At 67.2% G+C, this 26,041-nt stretch carries 32 protein-coding genes; 11 read left to right on the top strand and 21 right to left on the bottom strand.

Going from position 1 to position 26,041, the window contains the following annotated elements; translation table 11 throughout:
• Nucleotides 1–87 precede the first annotated feature (87 nt).
• From RGD00_RS17105 to RGD00_RS17070, 8 genes are read left to right on the top strand one after another with little or no spacing between them, the layout of a single operon-like run.
• On the top strand, nt 88–693 hold the full coding sequence (locus RGD00_RS17105) for an SCO family protein (protein ID WP_310458500.1): 606 nt from the start codon (nt 88–90) through the stop codon (nt 691–693).
• Nucleotides 690–1,115, top strand: coding sequence for a disulfide bond formation protein B (locus tag RGD00_RS17100; RefSeq protein ID WP_310458499.1), 426 nt, complete (start codon nt 690–692; stop codon nt 1,113–1,115). The genes RGD00_RS17105 and RGD00_RS17100 overlap by 4 nt, the downstream gene beginning before the upstream one ends.
• Nucleotides 1,112–1,771 (top strand): thioredoxin domain-containing protein, encoded by a 660-nt coding sequence (locus RGD00_RS17095; RefSeq protein WP_084863762.1) that lies wholly within the window; start codon nt 1,112–1,114, stop codon nt 1,769–1,771. The genes RGD00_RS17100 and RGD00_RS17095 overlap by 4 nt, the downstream gene beginning before the upstream one ends.
• Nucleotides 1,772–1,803: 32 nt before the next feature.
• Nucleotides 1,804–2,268, top strand: a complete 465-nt coding sequence (locus RGD00_RS17090) for a copper chaperone PCu(A)C (RefSeq protein WP_310458498.1) — start codon at nt 1,804–1,806, stop codon at nt 2,266–2,268.
• The gene (locus RGD00_RS17085) at nt 2,268–2,894 is read left to right on the top strand and encodes an SCO family protein (protein WP_310458497.1); all 627 of its coding nucleotides are present in this window, start codon (nt 2,268–2,270) and stop codon (nt 2,892–2,894) included. Before RGD00_RS17090 ends, RGD00_RS17085 begins: the two co-directional genes overlap by 1 nt.
• Entirely contained in the window at nt 2,891–4,264 is a 1,374-nt protein-coding gene (locus RGD00_RS17080) for a peptidoglycan DD-metalloendopeptidase family protein (RefSeq protein WP_310458496.1), read from the top strand. The genes RGD00_RS17085 and RGD00_RS17080 overlap by 4 nt, the downstream gene beginning before the upstream one ends.
• Before the next feature lie 3 nt (nt 4,265–4,267).
• Nucleotides 4,268–4,723, top strand: coding sequence for a DUF411 domain-containing protein (locus RGD00_RS17075; RefSeq protein WP_310458495.1), 456 nt, complete (start codon nt 4,268–4,270; stop codon nt 4,721–4,723).
• Between the two features lie 3 nt (nt 4,724–4,726).
• Nucleotides 4,727–5,023, top strand: a complete 297-nt coding sequence (locus tag RGD00_RS17070; protein WP_310458494.1) for a hypothetical protein — start codon at nt 4,727–4,729, stop codon at nt 5,021–5,023.
• 65 nt (nt 5,024–5,088) lie between these two features.
• Here the strand turns inward: RGD00_RS17070 and RGD00_RS17065 are convergent, their stop codons facing one another.
• Complete coding sequence (locus RGD00_RS17065) at nt 5,089–5,721, bottom strand: L,D-transpeptidase (RefSeq protein WP_310458523.1); 633 nt, start codon at nt 5,719–5,721, stop codon at nt 5,089–5,091.
• Between the two features lie 248 nt (nt 5,722–5,969).
• Between RGD00_RS17065 and RGD00_RS17060 the strand changes: the two genes are divergently transcribed.
• Nucleotides 5,970–6,752, top strand: a complete 783-nt coding sequence (locus RGD00_RS17060; protein ID WP_310458493.1) for a ZIP family metal transporter — start codon at nt 5,970–5,972, stop codon at nt 6,750–6,752.
• Between the two features lie 27 nt (nt 6,753–6,779).
• Here RGD00_RS17060 and RGD00_RS17055 read toward each other — a convergent pair whose 3' ends face one another.
• A complete protein-coding gene (locus RGD00_RS17055) occupies nt 6,780–8,642 on the bottom strand; it encodes a heavy metal translocating P-type ATPase (RefSeq protein WP_486663185.1) in 1,863 nt (620 codons plus the stop codon).
• Nucleotides 8,643–8,654: 12 nt separating this feature from the next.
• Between RGD00_RS17055 and RGD00_RS23600 the strand changes: the two genes are divergently transcribed.
• Nucleotides 8,655–9,173: a hypothetical protein gene (locus RGD00_RS23600; RefSeq protein ID WP_486663183.1), complete on the top strand. Its 519-nt coding sequence runs from the start codon at nt 8,655–8,657 to the stop codon at nt 9,171–9,173.
• 317 nt (nt 9,174–9,490) lie between these two features.
• Here the strand turns inward: RGD00_RS23600 and RGD00_RS17050 are convergent, their stop codons facing one another.
• The 16 genes from RGD00_RS17050 to RGD00_RS16975 all read right to left on the bottom strand — a co-directional run bounded on the left by RGD00_RS17050 (nt 9,491) and on the right by RGD00_RS16975 (nt 23,583).
• A complete protein-coding gene (locus tag RGD00_RS17050) occupies nt 9,491–9,748 on the bottom strand; it encodes a hypothetical protein (protein ID WP_310458491.1) in 258 nt (85 codons plus the stop codon).
• A complete protein-coding gene (locus RGD00_RS17045) occupies nt 9,745–10,425 on the bottom strand; it encodes a YcbK family protein (protein WP_310458490.1) in 681 nt (226 codons plus the stop codon). The genes RGD00_RS17050 and RGD00_RS17045 overlap by 4 nt, the downstream gene beginning before the upstream one ends.
• Nucleotides 10,426–10,533: 108 nt before the next feature.
• A complete protein-coding gene (locus RGD00_RS17040; RefSeq protein ID WP_310458489.1) occupies nt 10,534–10,788 on the bottom strand; it encodes a DUF6127 family protein in 255 nt (84 codons plus the stop codon).
• A 32-nt stretch (nt 10,789–10,820) separates the two neighbouring features.
• A complete protein-coding gene (locus RGD00_RS17035; protein ID WP_310458488.1) occupies nt 10,821–11,819 on the bottom strand; it encodes an FscB in 999 nt (332 codons plus the stop codon).
• Nucleotides 11,816–12,685, bottom strand: coding sequence for an SPRY domain-containing protein (locus RGD00_RS17030; RefSeq protein ID WP_310458487.1), 870 nt, complete (start codon nt 12,683–12,685; stop codon nt 11,816–11,818). The genes RGD00_RS17035 and RGD00_RS17030 overlap by 4 nt, the downstream gene beginning before the upstream one ends.
• Nucleotides 12,682–13,359 carry a DUF2793 domain-containing protein gene (locus tag RGD00_RS17025; RefSeq protein WP_310458486.1) on the bottom strand — a complete coding sequence of 226 codons (678 nt, stop codon included), beginning with the start codon at nt 13,357–13,359 and terminating at the stop codon, nt 12,682–12,684. Before RGD00_RS17025 ends, RGD00_RS17030 begins: the two co-directional genes overlap by 4 nt.
• A gap of 39 nt (nt 13,360–13,398) precedes the next feature.
• Nucleotides 13,399–16,530, bottom strand: a complete 3,132-nt coding sequence (locus RGD00_RS17020) for a phage tail protein (protein WP_310458485.1) — start codon at nt 16,528–16,530, stop codon at nt 13,399–13,401.
• Complete coding sequence (locus RGD00_RS17015; protein ID WP_310458484.1) at nt 16,517–16,714, bottom strand: hypothetical protein; 198 nt, start codon at nt 16,712–16,714, stop codon at nt 16,517–16,519. The genes RGD00_RS17020 and RGD00_RS17015 overlap by 14 nt, the downstream gene beginning before the upstream one ends.
• 5 nt (nt 16,715–16,719) lie before the next feature.
• Nucleotides 16,720–16,968 (bottom strand): hypothetical protein, encoded by a 249-nt coding sequence (locus RGD00_RS17010; RefSeq protein WP_045685068.1) that lies wholly within the window; start codon nt 16,966–16,968, stop codon nt 16,720–16,722.
• Nucleotides 16,969–16,977: 9 nt separating this feature from the next.
• On the bottom strand, nt 16,978–17,844 hold the full coding sequence (locus RGD00_RS17005) for a phage BR0599 family protein (protein ID WP_310458483.1): 867 nt from the start codon (nt 17,842–17,844) through the stop codon (nt 16,978–16,980).
• Entirely contained in the window at nt 17,841–19,013 is a 1,173-nt protein-coding gene (locus tag RGD00_RS17000) for a hypothetical protein (RefSeq protein ID WP_310458482.1), read from the bottom strand. The genes RGD00_RS17005 and RGD00_RS17000 overlap by 4 nt, the downstream gene beginning before the upstream one ends.
• Nucleotides 19,006–21,438, bottom strand: coding sequence for a tape measure protein (locus RGD00_RS16995; RefSeq protein ID WP_310458481.1), 2,433 nt, complete (start codon nt 21,436–21,438; stop codon nt 19,006–19,008). Before RGD00_RS16995 ends, RGD00_RS17000 begins: the two co-directional genes overlap by 8 nt.
• Nucleotides 21,439–21,485: 47 nt before the next feature.
• Entirely contained in the window at nt 21,486–21,746 is a 261-nt protein-coding gene (locus RGD00_RS16990; protein ID WP_310458480.1) for a DUF7697 family protein, read from the bottom strand.
• Nucleotides 21,743–22,198 (bottom strand): hypothetical protein, encoded by a 456-nt coding sequence (locus tag RGD00_RS16985; RefSeq protein ID WP_310458479.1) that lies wholly within the window; start codon nt 22,196–22,198, stop codon nt 21,743–21,745. Before RGD00_RS16985 ends, RGD00_RS16990 begins: the two co-directional genes overlap by 4 nt.
• Complete coding sequence (locus RGD00_RS16980) at nt 22,198–23,139, bottom strand: phage tail tube protein (protein ID WP_310458478.1); 942 nt, start codon at nt 23,137–23,139, stop codon at nt 22,198–22,200. The genes RGD00_RS16985 and RGD00_RS16980 overlap by 1 nt, the downstream gene beginning before the upstream one ends.
• Before the next feature lie 24 nt (nt 23,140–23,163).
• Nucleotides 23,164–23,583: an acyl-CoA transferase gene (locus RGD00_RS16975; RefSeq protein WP_310458477.1), complete on the bottom strand. Its 420-nt coding sequence runs from the start codon at nt 23,581–23,583 to the stop codon at nt 23,164–23,166.
• A 138-nt stretch (nt 23,584–23,721) separates the two neighbouring features.
• Between RGD00_RS16975 and RGD00_RS16970 the strand changes: the two genes are divergently transcribed.
• Nucleotides 23,722–24,615, top strand: a complete 894-nt coding sequence (locus RGD00_RS16970) for an SIR2 family protein (protein ID WP_310458476.1) — start codon at nt 23,722–23,724, stop codon at nt 24,613–24,615.
• A gap of 78 nt (nt 24,616–24,693) precedes the next feature.
• Here the strand turns inward: RGD00_RS16970 and RGD00_RS16965 are convergent, their stop codons facing one another.
• The 3 genes from RGD00_RS16965 to RGD00_RS16955 are packed head-to-tail and all read right to left on the bottom strand — an operon-like array spanning nt 24,694 to nt 25,966.
• Nucleotides 24,694–25,323 (bottom strand): DUF6441 family protein, encoded by a 630-nt coding sequence (locus tag RGD00_RS16965; RefSeq protein ID WP_310458475.1) that lies wholly within the window; start codon nt 25,321–25,323, stop codon nt 24,694–24,696.
• The gene (locus tag RGD00_RS16960; RefSeq protein WP_310458474.1) at nt 25,320–25,631 is read right to left on the bottom strand and encodes a head-tail joining protein; all 312 of its coding nucleotides are present in this window, start codon (nt 25,629–25,631) and stop codon (nt 25,320–25,322) included. The genes RGD00_RS16965 and RGD00_RS16960 overlap by 4 nt, the downstream gene beginning before the upstream one ends.
• Nucleotides 25,631–25,966 (bottom strand): DUF2190 family protein, encoded by a 336-nt coding sequence (locus RGD00_RS16955; protein WP_310458473.1) that lies wholly within the window; start codon nt 25,964–25,966, stop codon nt 25,631–25,633. The genes RGD00_RS16960 and RGD00_RS16955 overlap by 1 nt, the downstream gene beginning before the upstream one ends.
• Between the last annotated feature and the right edge of the window lie 75 nt (nt 25,967–26,041).

The following is a 26,041-nucleotide window of genomic DNA, read 5'->3' as shown; positions in this document are numbered from 1 at the left end:
ATGACGACGGAACAAGCGGGTTGAACCTCTAGTAGCTTGAGGGTGTACACGACCACAAAATCAAGAATCACAGGCAGGCCACGCGCATTGCGACTGACATTTCTTCAAAAGATCCTCTGGGGGCTCGTGGGCGTTGCGGCGCTGGCTTTCGTCTGGTTGCTGCTCTGGGCGGACTATCGAGCCGACCAGGCTGGGGAGGGCGAGCCTGCGTTTCGTGCGGATTTCGAATTGACGGATCACACCGGAATGGTCCGGACGCAGGAAGATTACGCGGGCCGCTGGATGCTGGTCTTCTTCGGTTTCGCCAACTGCCCCGATGTCTGCCCGACGACGCTGGCCGAGGTCGCCGCCGTCATGGACGGGCTGGACGAGGATGCGGCGCAGGTTCAGCCTCTCTTCATCACCATCGACCCCGAGCGGGACACGCCGTCGGTCCTCGCGGATTTCGTGCCGAGGTTCGAGGCCGGGATCGTGGGCCTGACCGGAACGCCCGACCAGATCGACCGGACCGCCGACAGCTTTCACATCTTCTACGAAAAGGTCGAGGAGGCCGCGGCGCCCGGCGGCTACACGATGGGTCATTCCTCGCAGTTGTTTCTGTTCGATCCGGAGGGCGGTTACGTGAAAGCCTGGAGCTACGGCACCCCGGCCGAGGAGATCCTTGCCGATCTGAGGGGGCGCGTCGCCGGATGAGTCGGGGATTGACGGGAGAAGCGGCTCTGACTGCCGCCTGGGTGGTGGCGCTCGTGGCAACGCTCTCGGTGCTGTTCATCGGCGAGGTGCTGGGCCAGATGCCTTGTCTGCTGTGCTGGTATCAGCGCGCCTTCATGTTCCCGTTGCCCATCGTTCTGGGGCTCGGCCTGTGGTTGCAGGACGCCCGCGTCGGACGCTATGGGTTGGCGCTCAGCCTGCTCGGCGGGGCCGTCGCGCTCTGGCACATGGGCCTTTACGTCGGCATCATCCCGGAGCCCATCCAGCCCTGCACGGCGACCGGCCCCTCCTGCACCGACGCCAATCAATTGATCCTCGGGGTTCCGATCCCGCTCCTGTCGCTTGTCGCCTTCACGCTCACCGCGAGCCTGTCGGCCCTCTCTCTGAAGGACCCGCGCCCATGAATCGTCGCGCTATCATGCTCTCCGTTGTTGCCGTCGCCGTTGCCGTCTTTGCCGCAGCGGCCTGGTTCACGACACGTCCCGCGTCCGTCGCCGCGACCGCGACGGTTCCGCCAGAACAGAGCGAGGCGCTGCTGCGGTCTTACTCCCCGATCCTCGGACCCGAGGATGCCCCCGTCACCATCGTCGAGTTCTTCGATCCGGCCTGCGAGGCGTGCCGCGCCTTCTATCCGGTGGTCAAGGACATCATGGAAGAGCACGGCGACGCGGTGCGCGTCGCGATCCGCTACACGCCGTTCCACGGCGAAGCGTCGGAGGAAGCGATCCGCGTGCTCGAGGCGGCCCGGATGCAGGACGTCTACGAGCCCGTGATGGAGGCGCTGCTGCGCGAGCAGCCCCGGTGGGCCTCGCATGGCGCGCCGGCTCCGGGACTGATTCTGGAGGTCGCTGCGACCGCGGGGCTGGATGTGGAAGCGGCGCGCACGCAGATGCTCGCGCCGGACGTCGTGGCGATCCTGAACCAAGATCGCGCCGATGTCGAAACCATGGGTGTGCGCCAGACGCCCACATTCTTCGTCAACGGGCGGCCGCTCGATCCGTTCGGTGAGGCCGAACTGCGCGCGCTGGTGGCCGAGGAAGTGGCCGCGAGCGGCTCGTGACCCTGGCACGCACGACAAGGAGGCACTTACGAATGACCAAGCTCACCACCCCGATGCTGGCGACCCTCACCACACTTGCGCTCACCTCCGGTGTCGCCCTTGCCGGGTCGGAGGATGTGGTCGTCGATGACGCGTGGGCGCGGGCCTCCATCGGCGTCAACCGCCCCGGCGCGGCCTACATGACGATCCGCAACAACGGAGACGAGGCCGTCACGCTGACCGGCATTTCCACGCCGCTCGCCATGATGCCGGAGATCCACGAGAGCAAGACCAATGCCGAGGGTGTCAGTTCGATGGCGCCTGCGGGCGAGATAACCATCGCCCCCGGCGAAGCCGCGGAACTGGCGCCCGGCGGGCTGCACGCGATGCTCATGCAGCTACAACAGCCGATGACCGAGGGCGACAGCTTTCCGCTGACGCTGAGCTTCTCGGATGGCGGCGACGTGACAGTCGACGTGCCGATCCTCGGAATCGCGGCGCGCGGGCCGGAGGGCTGATGCGGCGCCGAACGGCTCTTGGATACGGCGCCACTGCTCTGGGTGCCATGGGGCTGACGCTGTTCGTCGGCTGGTGGCGGGTGGACGGCCCCGGCGCGCCGGAGGCTGTGGCAAGCCTTCCCCTACCGCTCACTGAAATGGACTTTCGTCTTACTGATCACGAGGGGCAGCCGGTTGGCCCGGAGACCCTGGTCGGCCGTCCGACCATGGTGTTCTTCGGCTTCACCTTCTGCCCCGACGTCTGCCCGACCACACTGTCGGACATTTCCGGCTGGCTCGATGCGCTCGGCGAGGATGCCGGGCAGATGAACGTGGTCTTCATCACCGTGGATCCGGACCGCGACACCGTCGAGGCAATGGCCGAATATGTCGGCTACTTCCATCCGGCGATCCGCGGCTGGACCGGTGCGCAAGATCAGATAGCACGCGCGGCGGAAGGGTTCCGGGCGAGCTACGAGCGTGTTCCGACCGACGGCGGCGACTACACCATGAACCACACGGCGAGCGTGTTCCTGTTCGACGCGGCCGGCGGGTTCGTCAGCATGATCGACTATCACGAACCGAGGGAGTTCGCAGTGCCGAAGATCCGCCGGGCACTGGAAGAAGAAACGGAGGGGGCGACATGAAGCTGAGGTATCTGGCAGTCGGAATCGTGACGGCGGGAAGCGTGTCTGCGACCGCCCTCGCTCTTTCGGGCACCTGGACACGGGACCCTGTTCCGCCCGGTCTTGCCGAGGCTGCACTCTGGACGCCTGAGGCCATGCCCATGCCGGCGTCCACTGAGGCCCCGGTCCTCGCGCCGACCCTCGCCCGTTCGGATGTTGCCCCGATGGTCAGCCCACCGGCTCTGCCGTCTGCCGTGGTAGTCGCGCCATCGCTTCCGAGGGTCGAGCCTTCGCTCCGGACGTGGGCACGGGAGATCGCCGCGGGCGAGACGCTCGATGCAGTTCTCGCGGAGGCAGGTCTCGATGCCCCGGTTCGCGCCGAGGTGGCGCTTGCACTTGCGGCAGAGTTCGACCTGCGCCGCTTGCGTCCGGGACATGCCCTGAGCGTCATCACCACCCCGGAGGGCAGCCCCCGTCGCGTCGTTCTGGAGGTGGACGACGGCGTCCGGATCGAGGCTGTCTTTGGCGTGCAGGTTGCGACGCGCGTTGTCGCCCCCGATCCCGAAACCGTCCACCTCGCCGGTGAAGCCCGCATCGAAAGCTCGGTCTTCGCCGCGCTCGACGCGGGCGGCATTCCGGCACGCTTCGCGGTCGATCTGGCGCAGATGCTGGGTGGCGCCGTAGATTTCCGGCGCGACCTGACGGGTGGCGAAACCCTTAGGCTGATGTGGCGCGAGGCGCGGATCGGCGACGACATCGTCGGCCAGCCGGACCTGACCTTCGCGGCGCTTGACCTTGGCGACACGCTGTTCGAGATCGTCTGGCCGGAGGATGGCTCCGGGCGGGCCACGATTTACCGTGATGGCGTGGTTTTGCGCGTCTTCGCGCAGCCGGTCGAGGGCGCGCGGCTCAGTTCCGTGTTCGGGCGCAGGACGCACCCTGTTTACGGCGATGTGCGGATGCACACGGGCGTCGATTTCGCGGCCGCACGGGGTACCCCGGTCTACGCGACCGCACCGGGCCGCGTCAGCTTTGTCGGCTCGCGCGGCGGCTATGGCCGCGTGGTCGAGATTGCGCATGGCTCGGAGACCACGACCCTTTACGCGCATCTCAGCGCTGTCCCCGATGGGCTGGCGCAGGGTGACCGAGTCGCGGCGGGCGATCTTATTGGCAGCGTTGGCGCGACGGGCACCGCAACTGGGCCCAACCTGCATTACGAGGTGCGCGTGAACGGCCGTCCGACCGACCCTCTCTCGGACGACCGCCTTGCGGAAGCCGCGGAGCGGGTCGCCGACGACGGAGCGGCTCTTGCGCGTCTTGGCGATGCGCGCGCCCGTCTCGAGGAGCGTCTCGCAAGTGCGCTCGCCCCTAATACCAACGAAAGGCTCTGACCCGTGAAACGATCCCTTGCCGCTTTGGCCCTCGCCCTTGCTCTCCTCCCGGCCGCACAGGCGCTGGCGCAGGCGACGCCGATCGAGGTCCGCAAGACCAACGGCTGCGGGTGTTGCCTCGCCTGGATGGAGCACCTGGAAGAAAACGGTTTCGCGCCGACCGGGCAGGACATGTTCGCGGGACTTCTGGTGCGCTTCAAGCTCGACAATGGCGTGCCCCCGCGGATGGTCTCCTGCCACACGGCGCTCGTCGACGGCTACGTGATCGAGGGTCACGTGCCCGCGTCGGACATCCGGCGATTGCTGGCGGAGCGTCCGGACGCGGTGGGTCTTGCGGTGCCCGAGATGCCGCTCGGGTCGCCCGGCATGGATCAAGGCAGATGGCGCGAAGCCTACGACGTCTTCCTCATCCGAAACGACGGCTCGACGGAAGTCTTCGCCAGCTATGAAGGAAATTGACACATGATCCGATCGCGCACGCCGGGCAAGACGCTTCTGCTGATTGGAAGCTTGCTGGCCCTCGGCGCCTGCGCCGTCCCAGTCGCCGAAACCGCAGACCCGGATACGGGCCTTTCGGCAGAAGTGATGACCCAGCTGAGTGCGATGGCGGCACCCTACCAGGATCTGCAGTCGGTCCGGTTGCGTCCCGAGGACGGCTGCTACTGGTACCGCCACGTCGGACCCGTCGAGACGACGCTGCTTCCGCTCCGAACGGCGGACGGTCGACCGATCTGCACACAGCGCGTGGCCGAGGCGTGATGGCTGGATCGGCGCGCCCCGGTCCCCTGGCTTCGGAGTGCGATCTCCCGCGGATCCGAAAGCCGTCAGCTGTGTGCGGTGACCGGTCCGTCGCCCGCAGCCGGGTAGAGGTGAGCGGTCACCCCGGTCTCGACCTGCTCGTAGAGGTCGTTGATATGGGCCATGACCATGCGCACGCAGCCCGAACTGGCCCGACTGCCGATCGAGCGGGGGTATGGCGTGCCGTGGATCCGGAGGTAGGTGTCCCTGTCGCCGACAAAAAGATAGAGCGCGCGCGACCCAAGGGCGTTCTGGGGACCGGGCTCCATCCCGTCGGCATACTGCGCGTAGGCTTCGGGTTCCCGCTCGATCATCGTCTGCGTCGGCGTCCAGTGCGGCCACTCCACCTTGCGGCGGATCGTGTAGGTGCCAGGCTCGTAGAGGCCACCCCGACCGATGGCCACACCGTAGCGCATGGCCGTTCCGCCTTCCTCGATATGATAGAGGTAGCGCGCGGTCGCATCGACGTGGATGTCCCCCGGAACGAGTCCGGCCCGGGCCTCGACCCGCTGCGGCAGCAGACGCGGATGCAGACCCCACGGGTTCGTCGTGGCCGGATCGTATCCCGGCGGCGTCACTTGCGCGTCCCACGCAGCCTTCTGGTCTTCGGTCGGCCAGGAGCTGGCAAAGACCGGCCCGGCGATCGGCGCAGAGAACATTGCGGCGGCCGTAACAATGAAATGGCGTCGGGTAGTCTTTTCGGTCACTTGCACCTCAGGGTCTCTGCTTCATTTTCTGCTTATAGCCGGTTCGCTTCTGAAATAGAACCGAAGGCCACGGATGTTGGTTCCGATCACGTGGGTGTGAGGTCGCTGAATATAGATCGGTCAATTCCGCGACGAATGCTTCGTCACGAGGTCGCAATGCTAACAATTCAGCCGATCCGTTTATTTTGTCAGGAGCGATCATGAATGAACTTTCGCCGATCGCGCTCGGCTTTCTGGGTAGCCTCGCGGCCGGGTCCCTGACCGCGGTCGGAGCTGTTCCGGTCCTCTTCGGCAAGGTGCCCTCGCGGTCCACGCGGGACATGGCACTCGGCTTTGCGGCCGGTGTGATGCTGGCGGCGTCGTTCTTTTCGCTGATCATCCCGGCACTGGATGCAGCCGAACCCATGTTCGAGAACGGCGCGATGCCCGCCGCCATCGTCTGCGTCTCGATCCTGCTCGGAATGGGAGCGGTCGCGCTGATGAACGAGCGTCTGCCGCACGAGCACTTCAAGACAGGGCGCGAGGGGCCGGAGGCCGCGTCGCTCAGGCGCGTCTGGCTCTTCATCATCGCGATCACCATCCACAATTTCCCCGAAGGCCTTGCCGTCGGCGTGGGCTTCGGAGCGGACGGGCTGTCTGGCGGACTACCGCTCGCAATCGGCATCGGCCTGCAGAACGCGCCCGAGGGTCTGGCGGTGGCCGTCTCCCTCCTCGGCGAGGGCTATCCCAGGGTTCGCGCCTGGGGCATAGCTGCGCTGACCGGTCTGGTGGAACCCATTGGCGGCCTTCTCGGTGCCGGGATCATAACCTTGTCCCAGCCGCTCCTGCCTTGGGGCCTCGCTTTCGCGGCCGGCGCGATGCTCTACGTCATAAGCCACGAGATCATTCCCGAGACACATCGCAGCGGACACCAGAACCGCGCAACGCTTGGCCTCGCTATCGGCCTCGTCCTGATGCTGTTCCTCGATGTCTGGCTGGGGTGACGACTGTGTAACGTCCCGGCTCTACCCTCAGTGTCCGTGCGCCAATGCCCCTTCGGCCATCCGTTCGCCCACTCGCTCACCGTCCTGGCGCGGTCTCGGCTTTCGCTCGGTCCCGTTCAGAAGCCTTAGTGCGTTGGCGACAACGACGAGCGACACGCCGACATCGGCGGCGATGGCGCCCCACATCGATGCCATCCCGAACGCAGTCAATCCGACGAACAGCGCCTTGGTCGCCAGCGAGATACCGATGTTCTGGTGGATGATCGTCATCGTCCGGCGCGAGTGGTCGATCAGCCACGGAACCCTGGCAAGATCGTCGGTCATGAGCGCGATATCCGCCGTCTCAATCGCCGCATCCGAACCGACCGCGCCCATGGCGATGCCGTAATGCGCGCGCGCCATGGCCGGCGCGTCGTTCACCCCGTCGCCGATCATCGCGACCATCGCGTGGGTCGCCACCAGTTCCTCGATGGCGGCCACCTTGTCCTCCGGCAGCAGTTCGGCGCGCACCTCGTCGATGCCGACCTCGGCCGCCACCGCCCGCGCCGTGCGTTCGTTGTCGCCGGTCAGCATGACGATGGTCTTCACGCCCTGCGCGTGGAGTTGCGCCACGATGGCCCGGGCATCGGGCCGGATCCGGTCGCGCAGTTCCAGCAACCCGCGAAGCCCGGTATCGTCGCCGACGGCGACCAGCGTGCTTCCGGCACCTTCGATCCGGTCGCGCAGCTCGGCGGGGATGGCATCGCCGAACCCCTTTTCCAGGGCAAAACGGTCCGAGCCGAGCCAGATCGCGCGACCGCCCATGCGGCCCACAAGCCCGCGGCCCGGCACCGTCCGCGTATCCTCGGCGGCGGCCACCGGCACGCCGTCCGCCGCGGCCCGCGCCAGGATGGCCCGCGCCAGCGGGTGCGACGAGCGTGCTTCCAGCGACGCGGCAAGCGCGACCAGATCGGCCTCGGAGGCGCCGCCCAGCGGATGGATCGACGCCACCTCGGGCTCGCCCATGGTGATCGTTCCGGTCTTGTCCATCGCCAAGGCCGTCGTGCGACCCGGCGCCTCGACATAGGCGCCGCCCTTGATCAGCACGCCTGCGCGCGCCGACGAGGCCAGCGACGCGACGATCGAGACGGGCGTCGAGATCACCAGCGCGCAGGGACAGGCGATGACCAGCAGCACCAGCGCGTTGTAGAACCAGTAGCCCCAGGCACCGCCCGCCACCAGCGGCGGCAGCACCGCGAGGGCGACGGCCAGCGCCATGACGATGGGCGTGTAGATGCGGGCGAATTTCGCGACCCATTGCTCCACCGGCGCGCGGCGGGCATGGGCGTCGCCGACCATGCGGATGATCCGGGCCAGCACCGTATCCGAGGCCGCCTTGGTGGCGCGCACCATCAGCGTGCCCTCGCCGTTGATCGTCCCGGCATAGACATCGTCGCCGGTCTCCTTGGGCACCGGGGCGCTTTCGCCGGTGATGGGGGCCTGGTTAACGGCCCCCATGCCCTCGGTCACCTCGCCGTCGAGCGGGATGCGATCGCCGCCGCGCACCACGAAGCGGTCGCCGATGGCGACCTGTGCTGCGGGCACTTCCTCTTCGCGCCCGTCCTCGCGGATCACCCGTGCCGTGGGCGGGGCCAGATCGAGAAGCGCCGAGACGGCGTTGCGCGCGCGCCCGACGCTCCAGCTTTCGAGATAGAGCGAGAGCGAGAAGAAGAAGGCTACCGTCGCGGCCTCGAAATACTCACCCAGCCCGATCGCGCCCGCCACGGCCACCACCATCAACAGGTTCATGTCGGGTGAGAGTCTGCGGGCCGACGACCATGCCTTTGGCGCCACCAGCCAGACACCGAACACGATCGCCAGCGCGAAGAGACCGATTTCGACCATCGGCATCGGCGCCTCGCCATGACCCGCGAACAGTCCCAGCGCGCCACCCAAACCTGTCTCGATGATATGATAAATGAAACCCGCGGCCCAGAATCCGCCGCTTGCTGCCGTAAACACCTTCTGGCGGGCGAGATGCGCGGCCTGATCCGCGGCGGCGTTGCCGGCGTCCCAGGGCCTGGCACTCATGCCCGTGCCTGCGACCAGCCTGATGATCCTGTCGTCCGGAATGGATTTCGCAGTATCGAGAACGGTCATGCGCCCGTTGATCACGTCGAAGGCCAGATGCTCCTGCCCGCCGACTGCCGGCCCGACGACCTTGTTCAGGATCGAGACCTCTTCGGCGCAATCCAGCCCGCTGACCTGGAAGCTCCGCCCAGTGACAGGGCCGGACGCGGCAGGAACGACATCCGCACAGGTAGCCGTTCCACCGCAGCAGGCGCCATTCGTGCTCTCCGACGCCAACGGATGCGCGTGGTCGTGATCGTGATCGTGATTGTGGGCAGTCTTGGACGACATGGTCGGGCCTCGGATTTCTGAGTGCCCGTCACGGATACTCCCTACAGCAACTAGAGCTTCAAGAAGAATCTTGCGATCCGCTCGGAGCGAGATGGACGGCGTCGGCCGAACGACGTTTTCTCCAAGCAGGCCACTTCCATCGAGCGCGGGGCGGTCAAGCGCACATTCGAGATCTTGATCAGAGGCAGGCTTTCGCCTGATTCCGCATTACACTGTAGTCGGAGAGCATTTCGGCAATGGCCGAGTCATCCGGCAGCAGGATCAGCTCATCAGCCGCCCGCGCCTGGAACTCTCGGCCATACTCGACCACGGGCGGACAGGCCCAGAACCCACCGCCGTCAGAACTCACCGCCGCGCAGCCGCTCAGCAAGTTCGTCGCGATCGCGAGGGCGGCGAGCAGACACTTCCAGCATCTGGCGTTGGACATCATTGGCCTTCTCCGTGGTCTCAAGGCGTTCGGCGAGGCGTCCCGCTCGCTCGCCGGACCGACGCAAGGTCAGCAGGAACAGAAGGATCGCGATGGCGATGACGCCGTGGCGAAGAGCCGCGCGCGCCCATGCCGATCCGGCGAGCGTGGCGACGAGTTCACCAATCATCGCCGCCCCCGCTTCCAGTCATCGAGCCGAGCGTAGATCGTGACCGCGATCCCGCCGAGAGCCACGGCGATGAACACCCAGCGCAACGTGTCGAGATACGGCACGAGTGGCAGGATTGCGGATTGGGTCTCCGCCAGGACGCTCTGCGCGACCTCCACGCCCGCCGCGCCCAGCGTCGCCACACCGGCTGCCCCGCCGCCCTTCATGGTGCGGCTGTCAGCCAGCACCTCGCGCGCGGGCGGCGTCTCGGCTGCAAATGCCGTCGCCCGGACCGGGAACCGCTCGCCCCACTGACGAGCGGGGCCGAGGTCGACATGCATGAACCCCGAGCGCGGGTAGAACCCGAAGCCGAGGAACCCGACCTCTCGCGCCGCCGCCTCGAAGGCCTCGGGGTCATGGTTCGACATGGCGATATCAAACGCCGTACCGTCCATGTGCTTCGACGCCCTGGCCCCGCCCACCGCGCGGTTGTGCTCGGGGCTGCGATAGGCGGACCGCACGATCAGGGGCTTGCCCAGTCGGTCACGCAGGGCCTGCAGCTTGTCGAGGGCCTCGGGGTGCAGCTTGATCTGCCCGGTGCCGCGGCAGGCGATTTCGGCGGGCGAGAAGTTCGGCCAGCGCCAGAGGGTCTGCGGAACATCGCGGAAATGGCGGTAGGTGCGGATGGGCTCGGACATGGGAGAGTTCCTTTGCGAAGGGACGACAAGACCCGCCCGCAGCGACGTGACTGCGCGTTGGCGTGGTTTGCGGGGATTGGGTTGGTCGCGGGACGACCCGGTTGGCGCTCAGCCGCCCGGGCCGAAGATCTTCAGCTTCAGCGCGATACCCGCGAGCAGCGCGAGGATGATGCCGGTGGTGACGAGATGGGCCGTGGTCTGCACCGCCGTGCGGCGCACGAAGCGGATGCAGTCGAGCAGCGCGCGCAGGTCGCGGACGTCCATCGCGGCCTCATCGCCGTCGAGCCCGGCATCCGCGAGCGCGCGCCTGGCGCCCTCTTGCGCCGCGCGTGCCAGCAGTTCCTCGAACTCGGCATCGGGCATCCGGACATGCCCCTCTCCGGAGCGGCGCGGGCTCATACCGACAGGATCCCGACCTCGTTGGGCAAGGTCAGATCACTCCAAGGGCTCGCATCGACCGGGTTCACCGACCAGCTTGAATAGACGGGCTTGGGCGCGAGGTCCGGCACGGTCTCGGGGGCGGCATCGTGGTTGACCCCGCCGATGCGCAGGAAGCCTGCCGTGGCGTCGGGCCCGACCGTGCCCGCCTGCACGATCTGCTTGAGATGCACGCCCGCGATGGCCGAGACCGAGGCGGGTCCGGTCGGGCCGGTCAGGGAGAAGGACATGCGCTGCCCCGCTGCCGTGCTGGCGACCCGGGTGGCGATATCGCCGTCACGCAGCGCGTCGATGCTGCCCACCATCTGGTTGAAGCTGGCGATGGCGTTGGGACTGCGTCGTACGAAACGCCGCCCGATGGTCGAGACCCCGTCGAGCGCCGCGATATGGGCAAAGTACCAGGTGCGCGTCGAGGCGGAGCCGTGAAGGGCTGTATTCGCAAAGACCACGTAGCGCGGCTTGCCCTTTCCGTTCGCATTCGCCGCGGTGGCCGTCGATTGCAGCACGCCCTCGACATAGAACTCGATGGTGATCTGGGCGCCGACCGCCACCCGCACGTCGATCCATTGCGGCTGGCCATTCGGGGCGGTGTAGGAGGAACTGCCCTGGACGCTGGTGTCGCCAGCCGCGATGGCGTGATAGCGATTGGTCGTCGTGACCGGCTTGATCTGGGCCAGCAGCACGTTAGTGGCACTGTAGAATTCTAGAAAACTCGCCTCGGACCGTGAGATGCTGTTCGCGTCGGAATTCGGCGGCACGTAACGGAACCCCAGCCAGAGGTCTCCCGCAGGTTCCGTCACTGCGAAGGAGAACGGCGCGGAATAGGTGCTCGATCCGGAATGCCGAATCGCGTTCACGTCGAGCGTCGGGTCGAATCCTCCGGCGGTCGTGTTCAGAAGTCCCGAGATGCCGGCGATGTCGGTGGGCTGGTGGCCCAGATGCAGGATGTAACTCATGGCAGTTCCACTTCGATGAAGAGGGCGGATTGGGCGGCGGTGAGGGACGTGCCACCACCGTGATCGAAGAAGATCGAGACGCCGCCCGAGGTCAGACGCGTGCCGCCGCCGAGATCGAACCAGGCCTCCAGCTCGCCGACGCTGAGGTCCTTGTCCCAGGCAAGCTCGATGAAGGCATGCGCCTCGAAGATGCGCAGGTCGGGGTGCTCGTAGCCGAGCGGCAGCACGCCGGGCGGCACCGGGTAGCTGAACTGCGAGGGCTGCGAACGCAGCGTGCCGCCGTCGCCGGGATTGCGGCCCTGGACCTGCGGATAGAAGGCCGTGCTCTGCGCGGCCGTCCAGGTGGCCGCCCCGCTCACCGGATCGTCACGCCAGACGCCGTTCCTGCCGATCCAGAGGCGCGCAGTGCTTGGGTCGAGAACGAACATCAGTACGTCGCCCGCCCCGAAGGTCGGCAGCCCCGTCAACTGCTGGGCGGCCGTGGCAGTGTTCGACGACCAGAGGGAGCCGTTGCCGCGATAGGCGATCGAGCCCAGCGTGATCGGGTTGTTGCCGGTATTGAACTCCTCGCGCTGCGCGGCGGAGACGACGCCCATGTAGCCGTCGAAACTGGCAGCCCCGCTGGCTGCACAGAGAACTTCCCAATAGCGTCGCCCGTCCGAGGGCAGGATCGCCTTGGCACTCGGCACCCAGCGCATATAGTTGGTCCCGCCAGAGGTGTTCACGGCGGTCTGGTTGCCATTGGACAGCGTGTAACCCGGGGGCCGACGGCTTGTGTCGAGTTGCCAGACAGTGCCGATATCGACCGGAGGGGCGGTGTCGCCGCCCTGCGCCAGGATGGCGGCGCGCATCATCAGAAGGCTCATGCGACAGCCCCCGCCAGCGCGCCCTGGATGACCCAGGCATCTGCCCCGCGTTTCACGAGGGCGGCGCCCGACCATTGGCCATCGAGGGCGACCGAGCCTCCGGTGACGCCATTGAGCGACACGCCCGGAGCCGCCGCGACCGTGGCGATCCCGGCGCCGACCTGCGTCACGTTGATGAGCGTGCCGATCTCGAAGGGCACGGTCGCCTCGACCGGGATTGTCACGGTGACGGCCGAGGAGCCGGTGGTCTCCAGGATGCTGCCCAGATCCACGGCTTCCAGCGTGTGGCTGGTCGCCGTCAGCGTCCGGATGCGTACGACGCCCGGTCGGGGCACCTCGATCCATGCGCCGCCCGTGAAACGGACATGCCGCGCTTCATCCGCGATCCAGACCTGCCAGCCTTCCTCTGGGGTGAGGTAGACCCATGCAGCCACCCCGGCTGGCGACTGGTCCCAAAGCGCGAGCGCATTGGCATTGGCGCCTGTCGCGGCGGGCACGATGGTGATCTGGCCTGCGGTGCCGGTGGCAGGAAGTGCTGCGGTCCGCGATGTGGCGCGCGCCTGCACGAGGGCCGAGAGGCGGCGCAGATCTTCGCTGAGGCTGGTGCCCCAGTTGCGCTGGCCGGGATCGTAGAAGGCGCGCAGCCCCAGTCCCGGCATGATCCGTTCGGGCATGCTTGGTCTCGCTTGTCGTGAGGAAGGTGATGGCAGGGATCAGGTCCCCCAGAGGAACCCCCAGCCGCGATCCCATCCGGCGGCAAAGGGCGCGGTCAGCCGGAACCGGCGGGCATCAAAGTCGGTGAGCCAACTGCCGCCGACCAGCCGACGCGCCCGGACGGCGAGGTCGATCTCGGCCGTCCGCTCCGGCGCGCCGGTCTCCGGGATGTCCTCCGGCGCCAGCGTCCAGCTTGTCTCCATGCCCGCGTCGATCACGATGCCAGGCGGCATGAGCGCTGCGCCGGTGTCGGGGTCGATCCAACGCACCTCGATCGCATAGCCGACGCCTGGCTCCGGCCCGATGGAGGAACCGGTGTGATCGACGATCACGGGGCTGGTCTGTGTCAGCCGGTCGCGATGGGCCCAGGTCAGCACCAGATCATTGGCGATCAGCGCATCGACATCCGGCGCATAGCTGCCATTGGCCTGCACGCGACCGGGCGGCAGGGGCCGGATGGCGCGCCGGTCGAGCGTCACGCTGTCCTCGGGCGCCAGCGCAAAGGCGAGCGTGCCACGCCCCGTTTCGGGTAGAAGCCGGATCGCGAGAGTCTCGCCTGCCGCCCAGCTGTCCTCGGTGATCCGCGCGCCCTCGTCGAAGAAGATCACTGGCGTATCTGCGGCATGCGCCCTCGGCACGGTGTCGAGGCAACCCCGACCCACGGTGATGGCGGTGGACGTGATCCCGTCGACGCGCACCAGTTCGCCGCCGATGCTCGCCAGCGTGCCGATGCCGACCTCACCGATGTCGCGCCATCCGGTGACGGGCAGGACACGCACCTCCGGATGGTCCGAGATGTCCGCAGCCAGCAGCGCCGTCGGCGCGAAGGCAACCACACCCTCCCGCGCGGGACCGGTGCCGGGGTCGATCCAGAGCTCCGCCGCCAGCGCATCGGCGCTGGGGCGCTCGCCCGTGGCAACCACTGCGCCCGCATTGGGATCCTCCGAAAGAATCCGGTCGGCCTCGGTATGGCCCAGTTCGCGGACGAGCAGCCAGTAAGGGGCTTCCGCGACCATGCGCCGGGAGAGTGCCCTCGGCGGAGCCGCGACCCCGGACCCGGTCGGCATGCGCCCACCTGCGATGGCGGTGGCGCCCAACGCAAAGACGTCCTCGGCGAGCTTCAATCGGATGCCGTTGTCGCGGCCGTCGCCCTGACCGATCTCGGAGATGCGCATGACAACATCGTCGAGCCCGAGGCGGGGCGACCGCAGCCGGATCACATCGCCTGGCCCGAGATCCGCGCCTTCGCGGTTCACCACGATCTCGCCCGTGAGCAGCGGCACCGAGAGCGCGCGTAGGTCGCGCTCGGCCACGCGGATCCCCAGCCCCTGGTAGCGGATGCCTGGATAGTCGAGCGTGGTGGCGATCACCTCGCCCATGGACTGCACCCGGGCAGTGTCGGTGACAGAAACCGCCCCCGTGTCGTCGGTCCAGGCATCGGTGAAACGCACGGTCACGCTGTTGACCAGATCCGACGGCGCGCGCCGCCCCAGCCGCCCCCAATCCACGACATTGGTCTCATCGAAGAGTGGCAGCGTTGCGGCCGTGTAGTCGGCCCGGATCAGCTTCAGTTCCCAGAGCCCGGTGCGCCGGTCGATGAAGAGTGTCGCGTCGATGTGGTCGAGAACGCTGCCGATGAACTCCTCGATGGAGCTGTCCTGCTGCCAGATCAGCGACAGGCCGAAGCCCTCGGTGTAGAGCGTGTCCGCGGCCGCCGTGAAACTCGCCCCGATCTCCACGGTCGAATAGCCCAGACCCCAGTCCCGGTTGGTCAGGCACTCCCGGATGATATGGGCCGGGTTCATGTCTGGCCCGTTGCCGAAGGCCCCGCGCAAGGAGGCGACCAGCGCCTGCGGGTTTCCCGCCGGGATCACCGGCACGCCGTCCACCGGCGTGTTGTCGATCCGTGCGGTGAAAGTGGTATTTGCGAGCGCGATGTTGAAGCCGAAGATGTCGGCCGGCGGCAGGGTGCGGATGATCGTAAGTGCTGCATCGACCGAGGAGACCGGCGCAGGTTCGCCATCGGTCACGAAGATCACGATCCGTCGCTTGGACCCGCCGCCCGCGAAAAACGCTCCCGCCTGCGAAAAGGCGGCGTCAAAGCTGGTGCCCCCCGAGGTGCTGTTCGAGAGCGCCATCATCCACGCCTCGAGCGCGGCATAGTCGTCCGGTCCCATCTCGCGGCGCTCGATCGCGCCCGCGACGCCTGCGTTCCAGAGCACGATGCGGATATCGTTCGGCCGGTCGGGATCGACGCTGGCTCCGATCTCGCGGATGAGCGCCGCGACGCCCGCTTTCTGGGCGGCCATGCGCGTGCCCGACATCGAACCCGAGACATCAAGCGCAATGTAGATCGCGGCATCCGAGATATTGGCCTCGGGCACGATGGCCGCCTTCTCGGGATACCATTGCGCCGCGCCTGCCTCGCCGGTCAGCACGCGGGTCACGCGGACCGCCCACGGCTTCAGATACGGATTGATGCCGAGATAGACCTGCCGCAGCACCAGGCTGCAGAGCCCGCGATAGCCGGGCACGTCGCCATTCATCCGAGCAGCCAGGTAGTCGTTCTGACCCTGGCCCGGCCCGCCCATCAGCACATCGACATCGCCGCGAATGCCCCCTTCGCGGCTCTCACCGCCGAAGAGGTCGGGCTTGTCGATGCGAATACGCCCACCCCCGGCACCTGCGTTGCTGGCGGCGCTGGTCGCCTCGAACACCTCGACCGCTTGAACCGGGAAGCTCAGCGCCTCGGGCAGGACAGACCAGGAGGTCACATTGGTGGCGGCGTTGAAACTGACGCCGCGCAGCGTGATGGTCTGGCTCGTGCCATTCGCCAATTGCAGCCGGTAGTCCCGGCCGATGCGCACCCCCGCGCGCGTCCCCGGAAAAGTGATCGTGGCGCCCGTGTCGCCCGCCAGCGCCGCAGTTGCCGCCATGCCTGCAACCGCGCCGATCCGCGTCTCCACGGCCGCGCCGCCGCCCGAAACGCCGCCGCCGGTCGTGACAGACCATGCGGTGCGGCGGTCGACGAGGATCTCGCGGATGGCATCGATCGGCCCGTGGCAAAGCGCCAGATGCATCCCCAGCGAATAGCGGAAGCCAACGGTCTGCGCCTTGCTACGCCCGCCCATCGTATGCCTCCCGCTGCTCTGCGATCAGGATCACGGGTTCCACCAGTGCATCCCCGGTCGCGCGCAGCCGGTCGGCCTCGATGCCGCAGTCCAGAAACGCTTGCCAGTCGAGCCCGTGGCGGCGGAACCACGGCCGCACGCCTGCGAGGCAGTAGCGCGCATCGCGCAGGTCCTGGATCGTCACGCGCGTCACTTCTTGCCACCTTTCTTCTTGATCGGGTCCACCTTCAGGTCGCCTGCCCAGACCACGTTCGGCCCCGTGATCAGTACCGTCCCGAATACCACCGGGATCGGCCGCCCTTCCTCGGCGGTGGGCAGCGAGAAATCGTCCAGCCCCGCCGCCTGGGGCTTCTCGACCTTGGGGCGCGGGCTCAGCGCATAGGAAATCGCCGAGAGCACCAGCCCGAGGACGAGCCGCGCGATGAAGGTCCAGACCATGACGACTTCTCAGACGATGGAGCTGCCGCCGAAGGGATTGCGGCCGGGGATCTCGGGGAAGCCACCAAAGTTGGCGAGGTTGCCGAACTTCGCCGCGCAAGTGGCGGCACGCAGATCGCAGCCCGGGGCGATGTCGACGAGGACTGGGATCGGTGTGCCGGTCTCCGGGTCGATCTCCGGGGAGGCTAACGCCGCCACCAGTTCCTGCATCGGGCGCGACAGCGTGAGGGTCGCCCCGGCATGGCCAGTGATGAACCCAAGCTGCGCGCCCAACCTGAGCACACCGCCCCGGTACCAGCCGGTTGGCTCGGCCGCCGCCTCGGGGATTGTGAGGCTCGAGGCGTTGCCGGATACGGCCTTCACCGTGCCGGTCAGCCAGTAGAGCGCGATGTCGAGGCCGCAGCCGCGCCCGTAAAGCGCATGGCGGCAAAGCCGCTGATACTTCGCCCGCACGCCTGCTCGGCGCAGCGTGCTGAAGATCGACTCGGCCTGCAGCAGGATCCGCTGCCCCTCGACCTCGGAGCCCACGACGCGGCCCTTCCAATGCGCGACCGTCTCCCCCAGCACCTGCTCGTGGCCCCGGAAGATGGTCAGCGTCACGGGCGTGTTGCCCAAAGGAGCCAGAAACCGCCGCGCGAAGGGATGCGAAAGCGACCAGGTCAGTTCCAGCCGCCCGCGCTCGATCTCGCTCGTCTGCACCACGTCGCCATGGGCGACGGCAGCGGGCTCCCAGGTGATCGCCGTCCCGCCGCTCCCCGCGCTGGTCCAGGCCGTGGCGCGGCTGGTGAAACGCCAGACCTGATCGCCTTCCACGAACTGGTAGAGGAAATAGGGTCGGCCCTCGGCGACCGAGGCTTCGATGCTGTCATAGGTCATGCGGGCACCTCGATGACAGGCAGCGTGACCTCGCTGGCGACAGCGCCATGCTGGATCTCGACGCGGTCGGCATCTGCGCGCATCGCGGTCAGGAAATGCACCCTCGTCGCGAGCGAAACCGGCTCGCCGAGGTTCGAGGACAGCGTCAGCCGGTGATCCGCGCCCTCGACGATGGCGGCGGTGATCGTTCGGAAGCGCAGCGCGGTCGGCATTTCCAGCAGGATCGCGCGGCCGATATAGGCCGGGAGCGACGCGACCGGGGCGACGCGCATCAGCGTGGATCCGGAGGTCATGGCCGCGCGCAACTGCAGCTCGCGCCCCCAGGTCGGCAGCCAGAAGCTGACCTGCCGTCCTCGGAGCGACCAGAGCCAGCGGCGCAGGGCGTGACGCGCGGCGGGGCCCTGCGCCTTCAGCGTGATCGTCTCCCCTCGCTCGATGATATCTCTCACCGGCTCGGCCACAACCGGGCCGAAACCGTTGTCGACGTATTCCACAGCCCGGCGCAGGCTGGCGCTGAGCGGGCGGCGCACAAGGCTCGGGTCGGTCTGGACCGGGCGGCCGAGATAGATCGGCAGCACCAGTGCGGTGATGTCCGCCGCCTCGCGCAGCAGGAAGCTGGCGTTGACCGTGCCATCTCCCTGCCTGCGGCGAGTGATCTCGACGGCTGAGGTCAGCACGCCTGCGCGGATCGGCGCGACCATGATGCGCGGCGCGGCAACCACCGGACTAGGCAGCTGCAGGACCAGAGGCTCTGCAAGGATGAGCCGGTCGGCCTGAACGCTGGCGATGGACACGGCCGCCGCCTCACGGCCATCGACCGTGATCGCTGCCAGTTCCCCGCTGCGAAAATCCGAGAGCCCCGTATCGAGCAGGATCTCGGTCGCGCCTTGCGCCAGATCGGCATTGGGCTGCAGCGCCATGTGCCAGAGCGGCACATACCAGTCTCCGGCAAACCCGGCGCGGGCGAGTTCCGCGGCGCGCGCCATCTCCAGCGCATCCAGCCTGTGCCGAAAGGTGACGATCTCGCGCGGTCGGGGTCGGAGCGCGATGCGCTGTTCGCCCGCGCGTGATGTCAGCACGTCGGTGCGCCATTCCAGAACCTCCGTGATCTCCTGCGCCGCCGGGAAGGGCCAGAACAACAGCGGCGGTGGGCCTCCCACTTCAGGCATTCAGCGCACTCCGGTTGCGGCGGATCACGTTCAGGATGGCCCGCTCGCCCGAGGGCGTGGCGAGGTAGTCGCCGACCACCGACGGGTCGAGCACGTTGATGATGCGCGTCGACATGTCCTGCGCGGGTTGGGCGGGCGTGCTGTTCATCTCGACCCCGAGCCGCCCGTCGCGCCCGCGCCGCAGCGGCAGGATCGCCTCGGGTCCGGCTTCGCCCATCAGCCCGATGCCTCGCGAGAACGGGAACACTGTGGGCCGGTTCACGACGCCGCCGCGCGCGAAAGCCGTCAGTTCGTGGCCACCTGCAAATGCGCCGCCCCTTGCGAAGCCGAAGAGGCTCGCGAAGAAACCACCCCCGCCGCCCATGCCCGAGAAGGCGCGCATCAGCGCATTCTCGATCGGCTTGAAGGCCAGCTCGATCAGCCGGTTCGCGAGGTTCTGCGCGATGCGCGAGATGGCGCTGGCGAAGGTCTCCCAGGTGAACTCGCCGGACTGCAGCGCCTCCTTGATCGGGCCGACGATATCCTGCGCCAGACCTTGAGCGATCTCGCGGGAACGCTCCTGTGCCGCGCGGACTGCCTCGGCGGTGGCCTCCCATGCACCACGTGCCGTATCGGCCGCCTCGCGCAGCGCCTGACCCGCCCCGCGACCGGCACCGCCCGCGCGGCCCGCAGCCTCGCCGGTGGCCTCGAGCGACTCGCCCAGCCCCTCGGCGGCCGTGCGCGCGCCGTTCAGCGCAGCCTCCGCGTCGAGACCGCTGCCCGTCACCGCCTCGCGCAGGGCGGCAATGGACTCGAGTGGTGCCGTCGCCGCCTCGGCCACGCCAGCCATCGTCGCACGCAGGGACTCGGCTTCGCCGCGCGCTTCCTCCGCATAAGCGCTTAGCCCGAGGTCCGGCATATTGATCGGCTCGGCAGTGAACGCTGCCTGGAACGCCGCGCGTGCCTGGGCACCGGCCTCAGTCGCCGACCCCGCGAAGGGGTTATCGATCCGGCCCAGTTCCAGATTGCCGATCAGCGAAATCCGCCGCTCGATCCCCAGCGCCTCGAGCCCGCCATTGATCCCCTCGAGGAAGCCGTTGATCCGCTGGCCGACGCCATTGAGCATCGCTTCGACGCCCGCGATCAGCGCATTCGCCGCCTGAAACGCGAAATCCCCGATCGCCGAGGGCAGCGCGCCCCAGAGCACCTTGATCGCGTCGAGCGCCCCCTGGAACGTGTTCAGCGCCCCGTTCCCGAAACCGACCACGGCTTCCAGCGATGTCTGCAGCGCCTCGGCGATGGTGGCCTTGATGTCAGCCCAACTCGCCATGATCGCCAGCCCCATGGCGACGGCACCGAGCTTCATGCGTTCCCAGACCTCGCGGGCGAGATCGCCCAGAAGTGAGAGCGCAGTGCCAAACCCGCCCGCGCCGCGCACCAGCTGCCCGAACCAGTAGATCAGCTCGCCCGCGCCCACGATCAGCGCCCCGATTCCGGTACGGATGATCGCCCCGCGCAAGAGCGTCAGCGCGCCCGCGAGGCTGATCGTGGCGACTTGCGCTGCGACAAACCCCGCAACCCAGCGCGCGGCCATGAAGCCCGCGAAAGCGATGCCGATAGCCGCCAGCCGCTCCATGTTGTCGGCGAGCCCGATCAGTGCCGCGGCCACCGTCGATGAGGCCCCGACCATCTGGTCCCAGGTGCCGACCAGTTGCAGCGCGGCATTGCCGATCAGCGTGAACGCATCGCCGATGGTCGCCGGCATGCTGTCGGCTTCCTCGCGCAGCAGTTCGAGATTGCCGATCAGCGCCGTGCGGATCACCTCGCCAGTGATCCCGCCCTCCTGGCCAAGCCTGCGCAGGCCGGAGACAGTGGTGCCAAGCTCGGCCGCCAGAAGTTCCGCGAGCCGCCCGCCGTTCTGGATCACGGTGTTGAGGTTGTCCCCGCTGAGCGTACCCAGCGCCATGGCTCGCGAGAGCGCCGTCTGCACCGAGGCCGCGCGTTCGGCACGCGCGCCGGACACCACCATGGCGTTGTTCAGCGCCTCCGTGAAATCCAGCGACTCCGCCGTGGTCAGCCCCAGTTCGCGCAGCGCCGTGGCATTGGCGAGCCAGGACTCCGTGGTCTGGCCGAGGCTGGAATAGGTCCGCCGCGCCATGGCGGCGAGCCGCTCCATGACGGCCGCCCCCGCCTCCTGGCTGCCGGTCGCGAGATCGACACGCGAGCGGAGGTCGGTCCATTGGTCGGCATAGGCCACGAGCTGCCGCGTGCTGATCGCGGCGCCGAGGATCCCCATGACGCGGCGCACCACGGCGCCGGTGATGTCGGCCTGCCGCTCGATCCGCTTGAAATTGCGCTCGCCCGCATCGCCGATCCCCTGGAATTCGGCCTTCACCTGCCTGCCGCCCTCGGCGACGAGGCGGACGGAAACGCGCTTCTGGGCCATGGATCAGACTTTCTGACGAGCGGGACTTGGCATGCGGGGCGGGTTCATCAACCGCGGGACAGAGACGCTCGGTCATCAGCCGTGCTCTGTTCATTGAACTTGCGGACCATCACGGCCTCGATCACCGGCAGGCATTCGGCCGCGATGAGCGGGTCGCCCCCGAGCGCCTGCGCCATGGCCAGCGCTGCAGTCATGTCCCAGCCGATGACTGTGGAAGCGTCCGGGCCGGTGGCGACACGCAACTGCCCCATCAGGCGCTGCGCCAGATCCCAGACCTGCCAGCCTTCCAGAGTTTCTGGCTGGTTCAACCGCGCCGGGCAATCCGGGCACGGGCCCCCGTTGCTTTCGCAGGGCGTGCAGGCTTGGCAGTAGCGATCGCCCCCGCCGAGCCACCACTCGGCGAGGGCGCAGAGACGTTTTTTTCCTGCTCGAGGAGCAGCCATTTGGCGACATAGGCGGACTGGAAGGCGTCGAAGGCCGGCCAGATGTCGAGGAGTGCGTCGATGCCCTCGGGCGTCACCGGGACCGGGTTGCCCTCGGCATCGCCGACACCCTCCCAATCCAGCACCGCGCGCCGCGCCACGGCCTTGGCCATGATCATCGCCAGTTCCTCGGGCCCGGCCTCGGGCGGCAGTGCCTGGATCGCGGCATCGCTGCGGGCGGAGACCATCAGGGCGGTCGTCAGCGGGCGAAGCTGCAGCCGCACGCCCGGCAACAGGTCGAGCCAGCGCGGCGCATTCGTCAGATCGAGTGTCAGCATCAGTAGGTCTCCCGTTCGTTCACCAGCGTGATCGTGCACATGCGGCCCGTCACCGTGTCCTTCGCCGCCTGCCAGTCGAAGCTGGCCTGCACGCCCTGCGGTCCGGAAATCTCGATGCGCGGGCGCGGCAGGTAGACGGCATGGGCCACCAGAGTCAGGCTTTCGCCCGAGGTCAGCACGTAGGCGAAGGTCATCTCACAGGGCTCGCCATTGATCGCCTGGTTGACCAGGAGCTGATCTGCAAAGCGCACCTCGATCCGGCCGGTGAGCGCAGCCATGCCCGGGTCCGCGCCATCGATGCGGCCATCCGAGCGGATCGTCTCGATCCGGTCGAGCGTGTTGGCATAGGTGATCTCGGCCGAGACGATGTTGCCAAGCGGCTGGCCATTGCGGGTGATCGCGCCGTTGAAATGGCCGAAGCGCTGCAGGTCGATCTCGGCCAACGTGCCTGCGGCGGAGGTCGTGGCGATGGCCTCGCCTTGGGCCACGAGGCTCGCGGTCGCGGTCAGCAGGCCCGAGCGCTGCATCTGCCACGACAGCGTATCGAGCATGCAACCTGAATACATCGCGAAGCGCGGCACCTCCGGCATGCCAGTCTCGATGGACATCGACGGCAGCACCCAGCCGCCCGAGCGGAACTCGTGACTGTAGGGCGCCACCGTGCCAGTAGTGATCGGCTGGCCGAAGGCCGCCTTCAGCCAGAAGCCGAAGGCCTCCGCGTCGATCGGCACGACGACATTGCCGTCCGCCGTCAGCGCGTCCTTGATCGGCGCCAGCGGATCGCGACCGTAGCCGAGCAGCTCGCTGTTCAGGAGCGGCTGCTCCGCCCCCAGCGTCGCGCTGGCGAACGGCATCCGCGTGAAGCCGCTGGCAGGTGGCGCTCCATAGGTCGTCTCGAACGCAAGCGCCATCTGCGCCCGCGCCCCCTGGGCTCGTGCCATGGTATTCTCCTCGGGTTGTCGGGATCAGCCGAGCGGATCGGCCGTGGAATAGTGAAGCACCACCGGGATCACGGCGGCCTTCAGACTGGCGGCGCCCTCGACCGGCAGATCGACCGGTCGCGGCGCTTCCGCCTCGATCCAGTCGCACCGGCCGCCGAGCGTGCGGTCGGCGGCAATCGTCGCACCCACGCTGGCACAGAGCATATCGAAGGCAGCGTCACGATTGGCACCCTGCACGACGGCCTCGATCTCGGCACGGTGCTGGTAGTGATAGGCCAGCGGCGACAGCGTCACCTCCGGCTCTCCCGGCTCGCCGTCGCGGAGGATCAGAAGGCCGGCAGCCGGCACGCGCTCGGGCAGTACCTCACCGCGCAGGGTGGTGGCGGGCAGCGCCGAGAGCCGCGCGTGCAGCGCGGTAATGGTATTTTCGCGGGTGGTGGGCATATTCACATCATTGACGAGGATTAAGGACCATCAGAATGATTGTCGTGCCATTGATCGGACATGGCAACCTTGGCAACTCTCTGGAGGGAGTAACTCATTGGCTCTGATTAGTCCCTATTCGGAATTTGGATCACGGGCATGGTAGCGAGTCTTGCCAGCATACTTGGTGGCCCCCAGCCACCGGCGCTCTTGCTGGGCAACGGCATCAATCGCCATCGAAACAATGACGAAAATTCCAGCTGGGAGAGGCTCCTGCAGATCCTTGCAGAAAGGCACGGACTGCAACTGACACAGGATCAACTTAAAGAAATGTCGAACACCGAGTTTTTCGACATTCTCGACCTAGCTCGCCCATTCGATGATCGCAGCAATCTGCAACGGGATTTCTGCGATCTAATGAAGTCTTGGCAGCATAATGATCATCATGGAACGCTGATGTCATGGGCCGCTCGAAGATCCGCACCAGTGATCACGGTCAACTTTGATGAGATGCTGTCCCAAGCAATTGGCGCCGCCTTCATCCGAACAAAGTCCGGTTTCACTGACTTCTACCCTTGGAGTTCTTACTTTTCGACGGATTCAATCGGAGACGCCCGATCCAGTTTCGCTATTTGGCACGCGCATGGAATGGCCAAGTACCCGCGCAGCATTCGGTTGGGTCTAACCCACTACATGGGCTCCGTAGAACGAGCCCGCCGGCTTATCTATGGGACGGGTGGGCTGAGATCAAAGGCGGTCACCAAACCGGAAGACTGGAAGGGCGCAGGCACCTGGCTGGAACCGTTCTTTTTCTGCCCCATCGTCGTCATTGGGTTTGCCTTCGGAAAAGATGAGAACTTCCTGAGATGGTTGTTTCTTGAGAGAGCGCGCCTTCATCGGATCAAGCCCGACATGAAAACTGACGCTTGGTTTGTCGTGAAGGGAGCCGCAGACGATGACCATCGAAGGCCTTTTCTCGAACGCATTGGCATCAAAATGATCTTCGTCGAAAGCTATGAGGAAATCTACGAGAACCCGGCTTGGAAACGATGAAGCACGGAGATCAGCTACGATTTTGGTGACATGCCAATGGGGCCGGGCGCACTGTTTGTAGGCAGTGCATTGGTGTTCTCAGAGTCTGGTGTCCACCCAATTCGTCACGATCAGCCCCGGCACAGCGTCACGCGCCCGCTCGGCATCCCGCGCGAGGTCCAGCCGCTTCGGCAGCTTGACCTGCGGCACCAGCAGGAAGATCGGCGCGGTCACAACGCCCCTTCCGGTTTTCGACCGTGACGCAACAGCGCGGCCCTTGGTGTTTAGCCGCCCTTCAGCGACCAGCAGGCTCGGCCCCGCTCGACGATAAACAAAACGCAGACGAAGGCCCGTGCGGCGTTCCCATTCGCCGGGCGTGGTCCTTCCGCCGCGCCGTGAAGTGCCTGCTGCGGGCGTGGGGATGGCAAGCCAGAACCCGGTTTTCGACCGGATCAGCGGGCCGGTGTCATGTGCGCTGACGATGATCGGTGCCTTCGACCAGACCAGCGCGGCTGCGTTCAAGCTGGGCCTGCCTTTCGGGAACTGCTCGGAGCGGATGGTCCGCGCCAGACGTGGCCCGAGACCTGCACCGGTGATCTGCGCGCGCCAGGCATCTTTGAGACCCGTCCCGGCAAGCCGCATAGCCGTGCTCACGGCCTTCTCGCCTGCCTTCGCCTCGGCTTCGAGCAGGCTGGCAATGTCGCCGACGATGTTGATGCCGAGTTTCACGCAGGCCTCAGATCGACGGTCCAGACCAGCCGCTCGCGGTCCCGGACAGGCTCGCCTTGGATTAGGAAGGCGTCGCCGTCGATCTCGATCCGGTCGCCGGGACGTGGAGCCGGAACCTCGGCCACTCTCAAGTCGATACGCGTGGTATCGGACCAGAGCCGCGCATCGCCGAAGTCGGTGATCGCATCCGCACGCCGAGCGACGACGCGCACCAACACCGGCGCGCCGCCGTCGGCGATGTAGACCGCGTCCCGGCCGATGTTCGGATCGGCGAAGAGCGCGCTCATGGCGGCGGCGAAGGCGGACATCAGAAGCTCGCGTTCAGGCGCACCCGGCCGATGGTGTCGCCCGCGCCGCTCGCCACTGCCTCGACGGCCACGCCGATGAGCGTGTTGTCGGTCGCCACCGTGGTGCAGCGCTTGTTGGTGTCGTCCCAATAGACCTTTGCGCCGACGGTCCAGGCCTGGGAGCCGACCTTGGTGATGTCGAAGACGCCGAAGAGCGCAGTCTCGACAGGCTCGGCGATGGCGGCGTCCCCGGCGGCGATGCCGAAGATGGAGCCGACGAGCAGTCCATCGCCGGAGGCGACGGCATAGGGTGCGGTCAGGGTGATGGTGTTGCCGGGCTGGACGAAGTTTTTCATGATGAGGATCCTCGTGGAAAGACGAAGGGCGGCCCGTCAGGACCGCCCGTGTGCCAGGGTTCAGCATGGGGTGCG

The organism is Ruixingdingia sedimenti, assembly GCF_031432425.1.
GTDB lineage: Bacteria > Pseudomonadota > Alphaproteobacteria > Rhodobacterales > Rhodobacteraceae > Ruixingdingia > Ruixingdingia sedimenti.
Note: the sequence above shows the minus strand (reverse complement) of the source record. Positions and strands in the feature narration are given on the sequence as shown.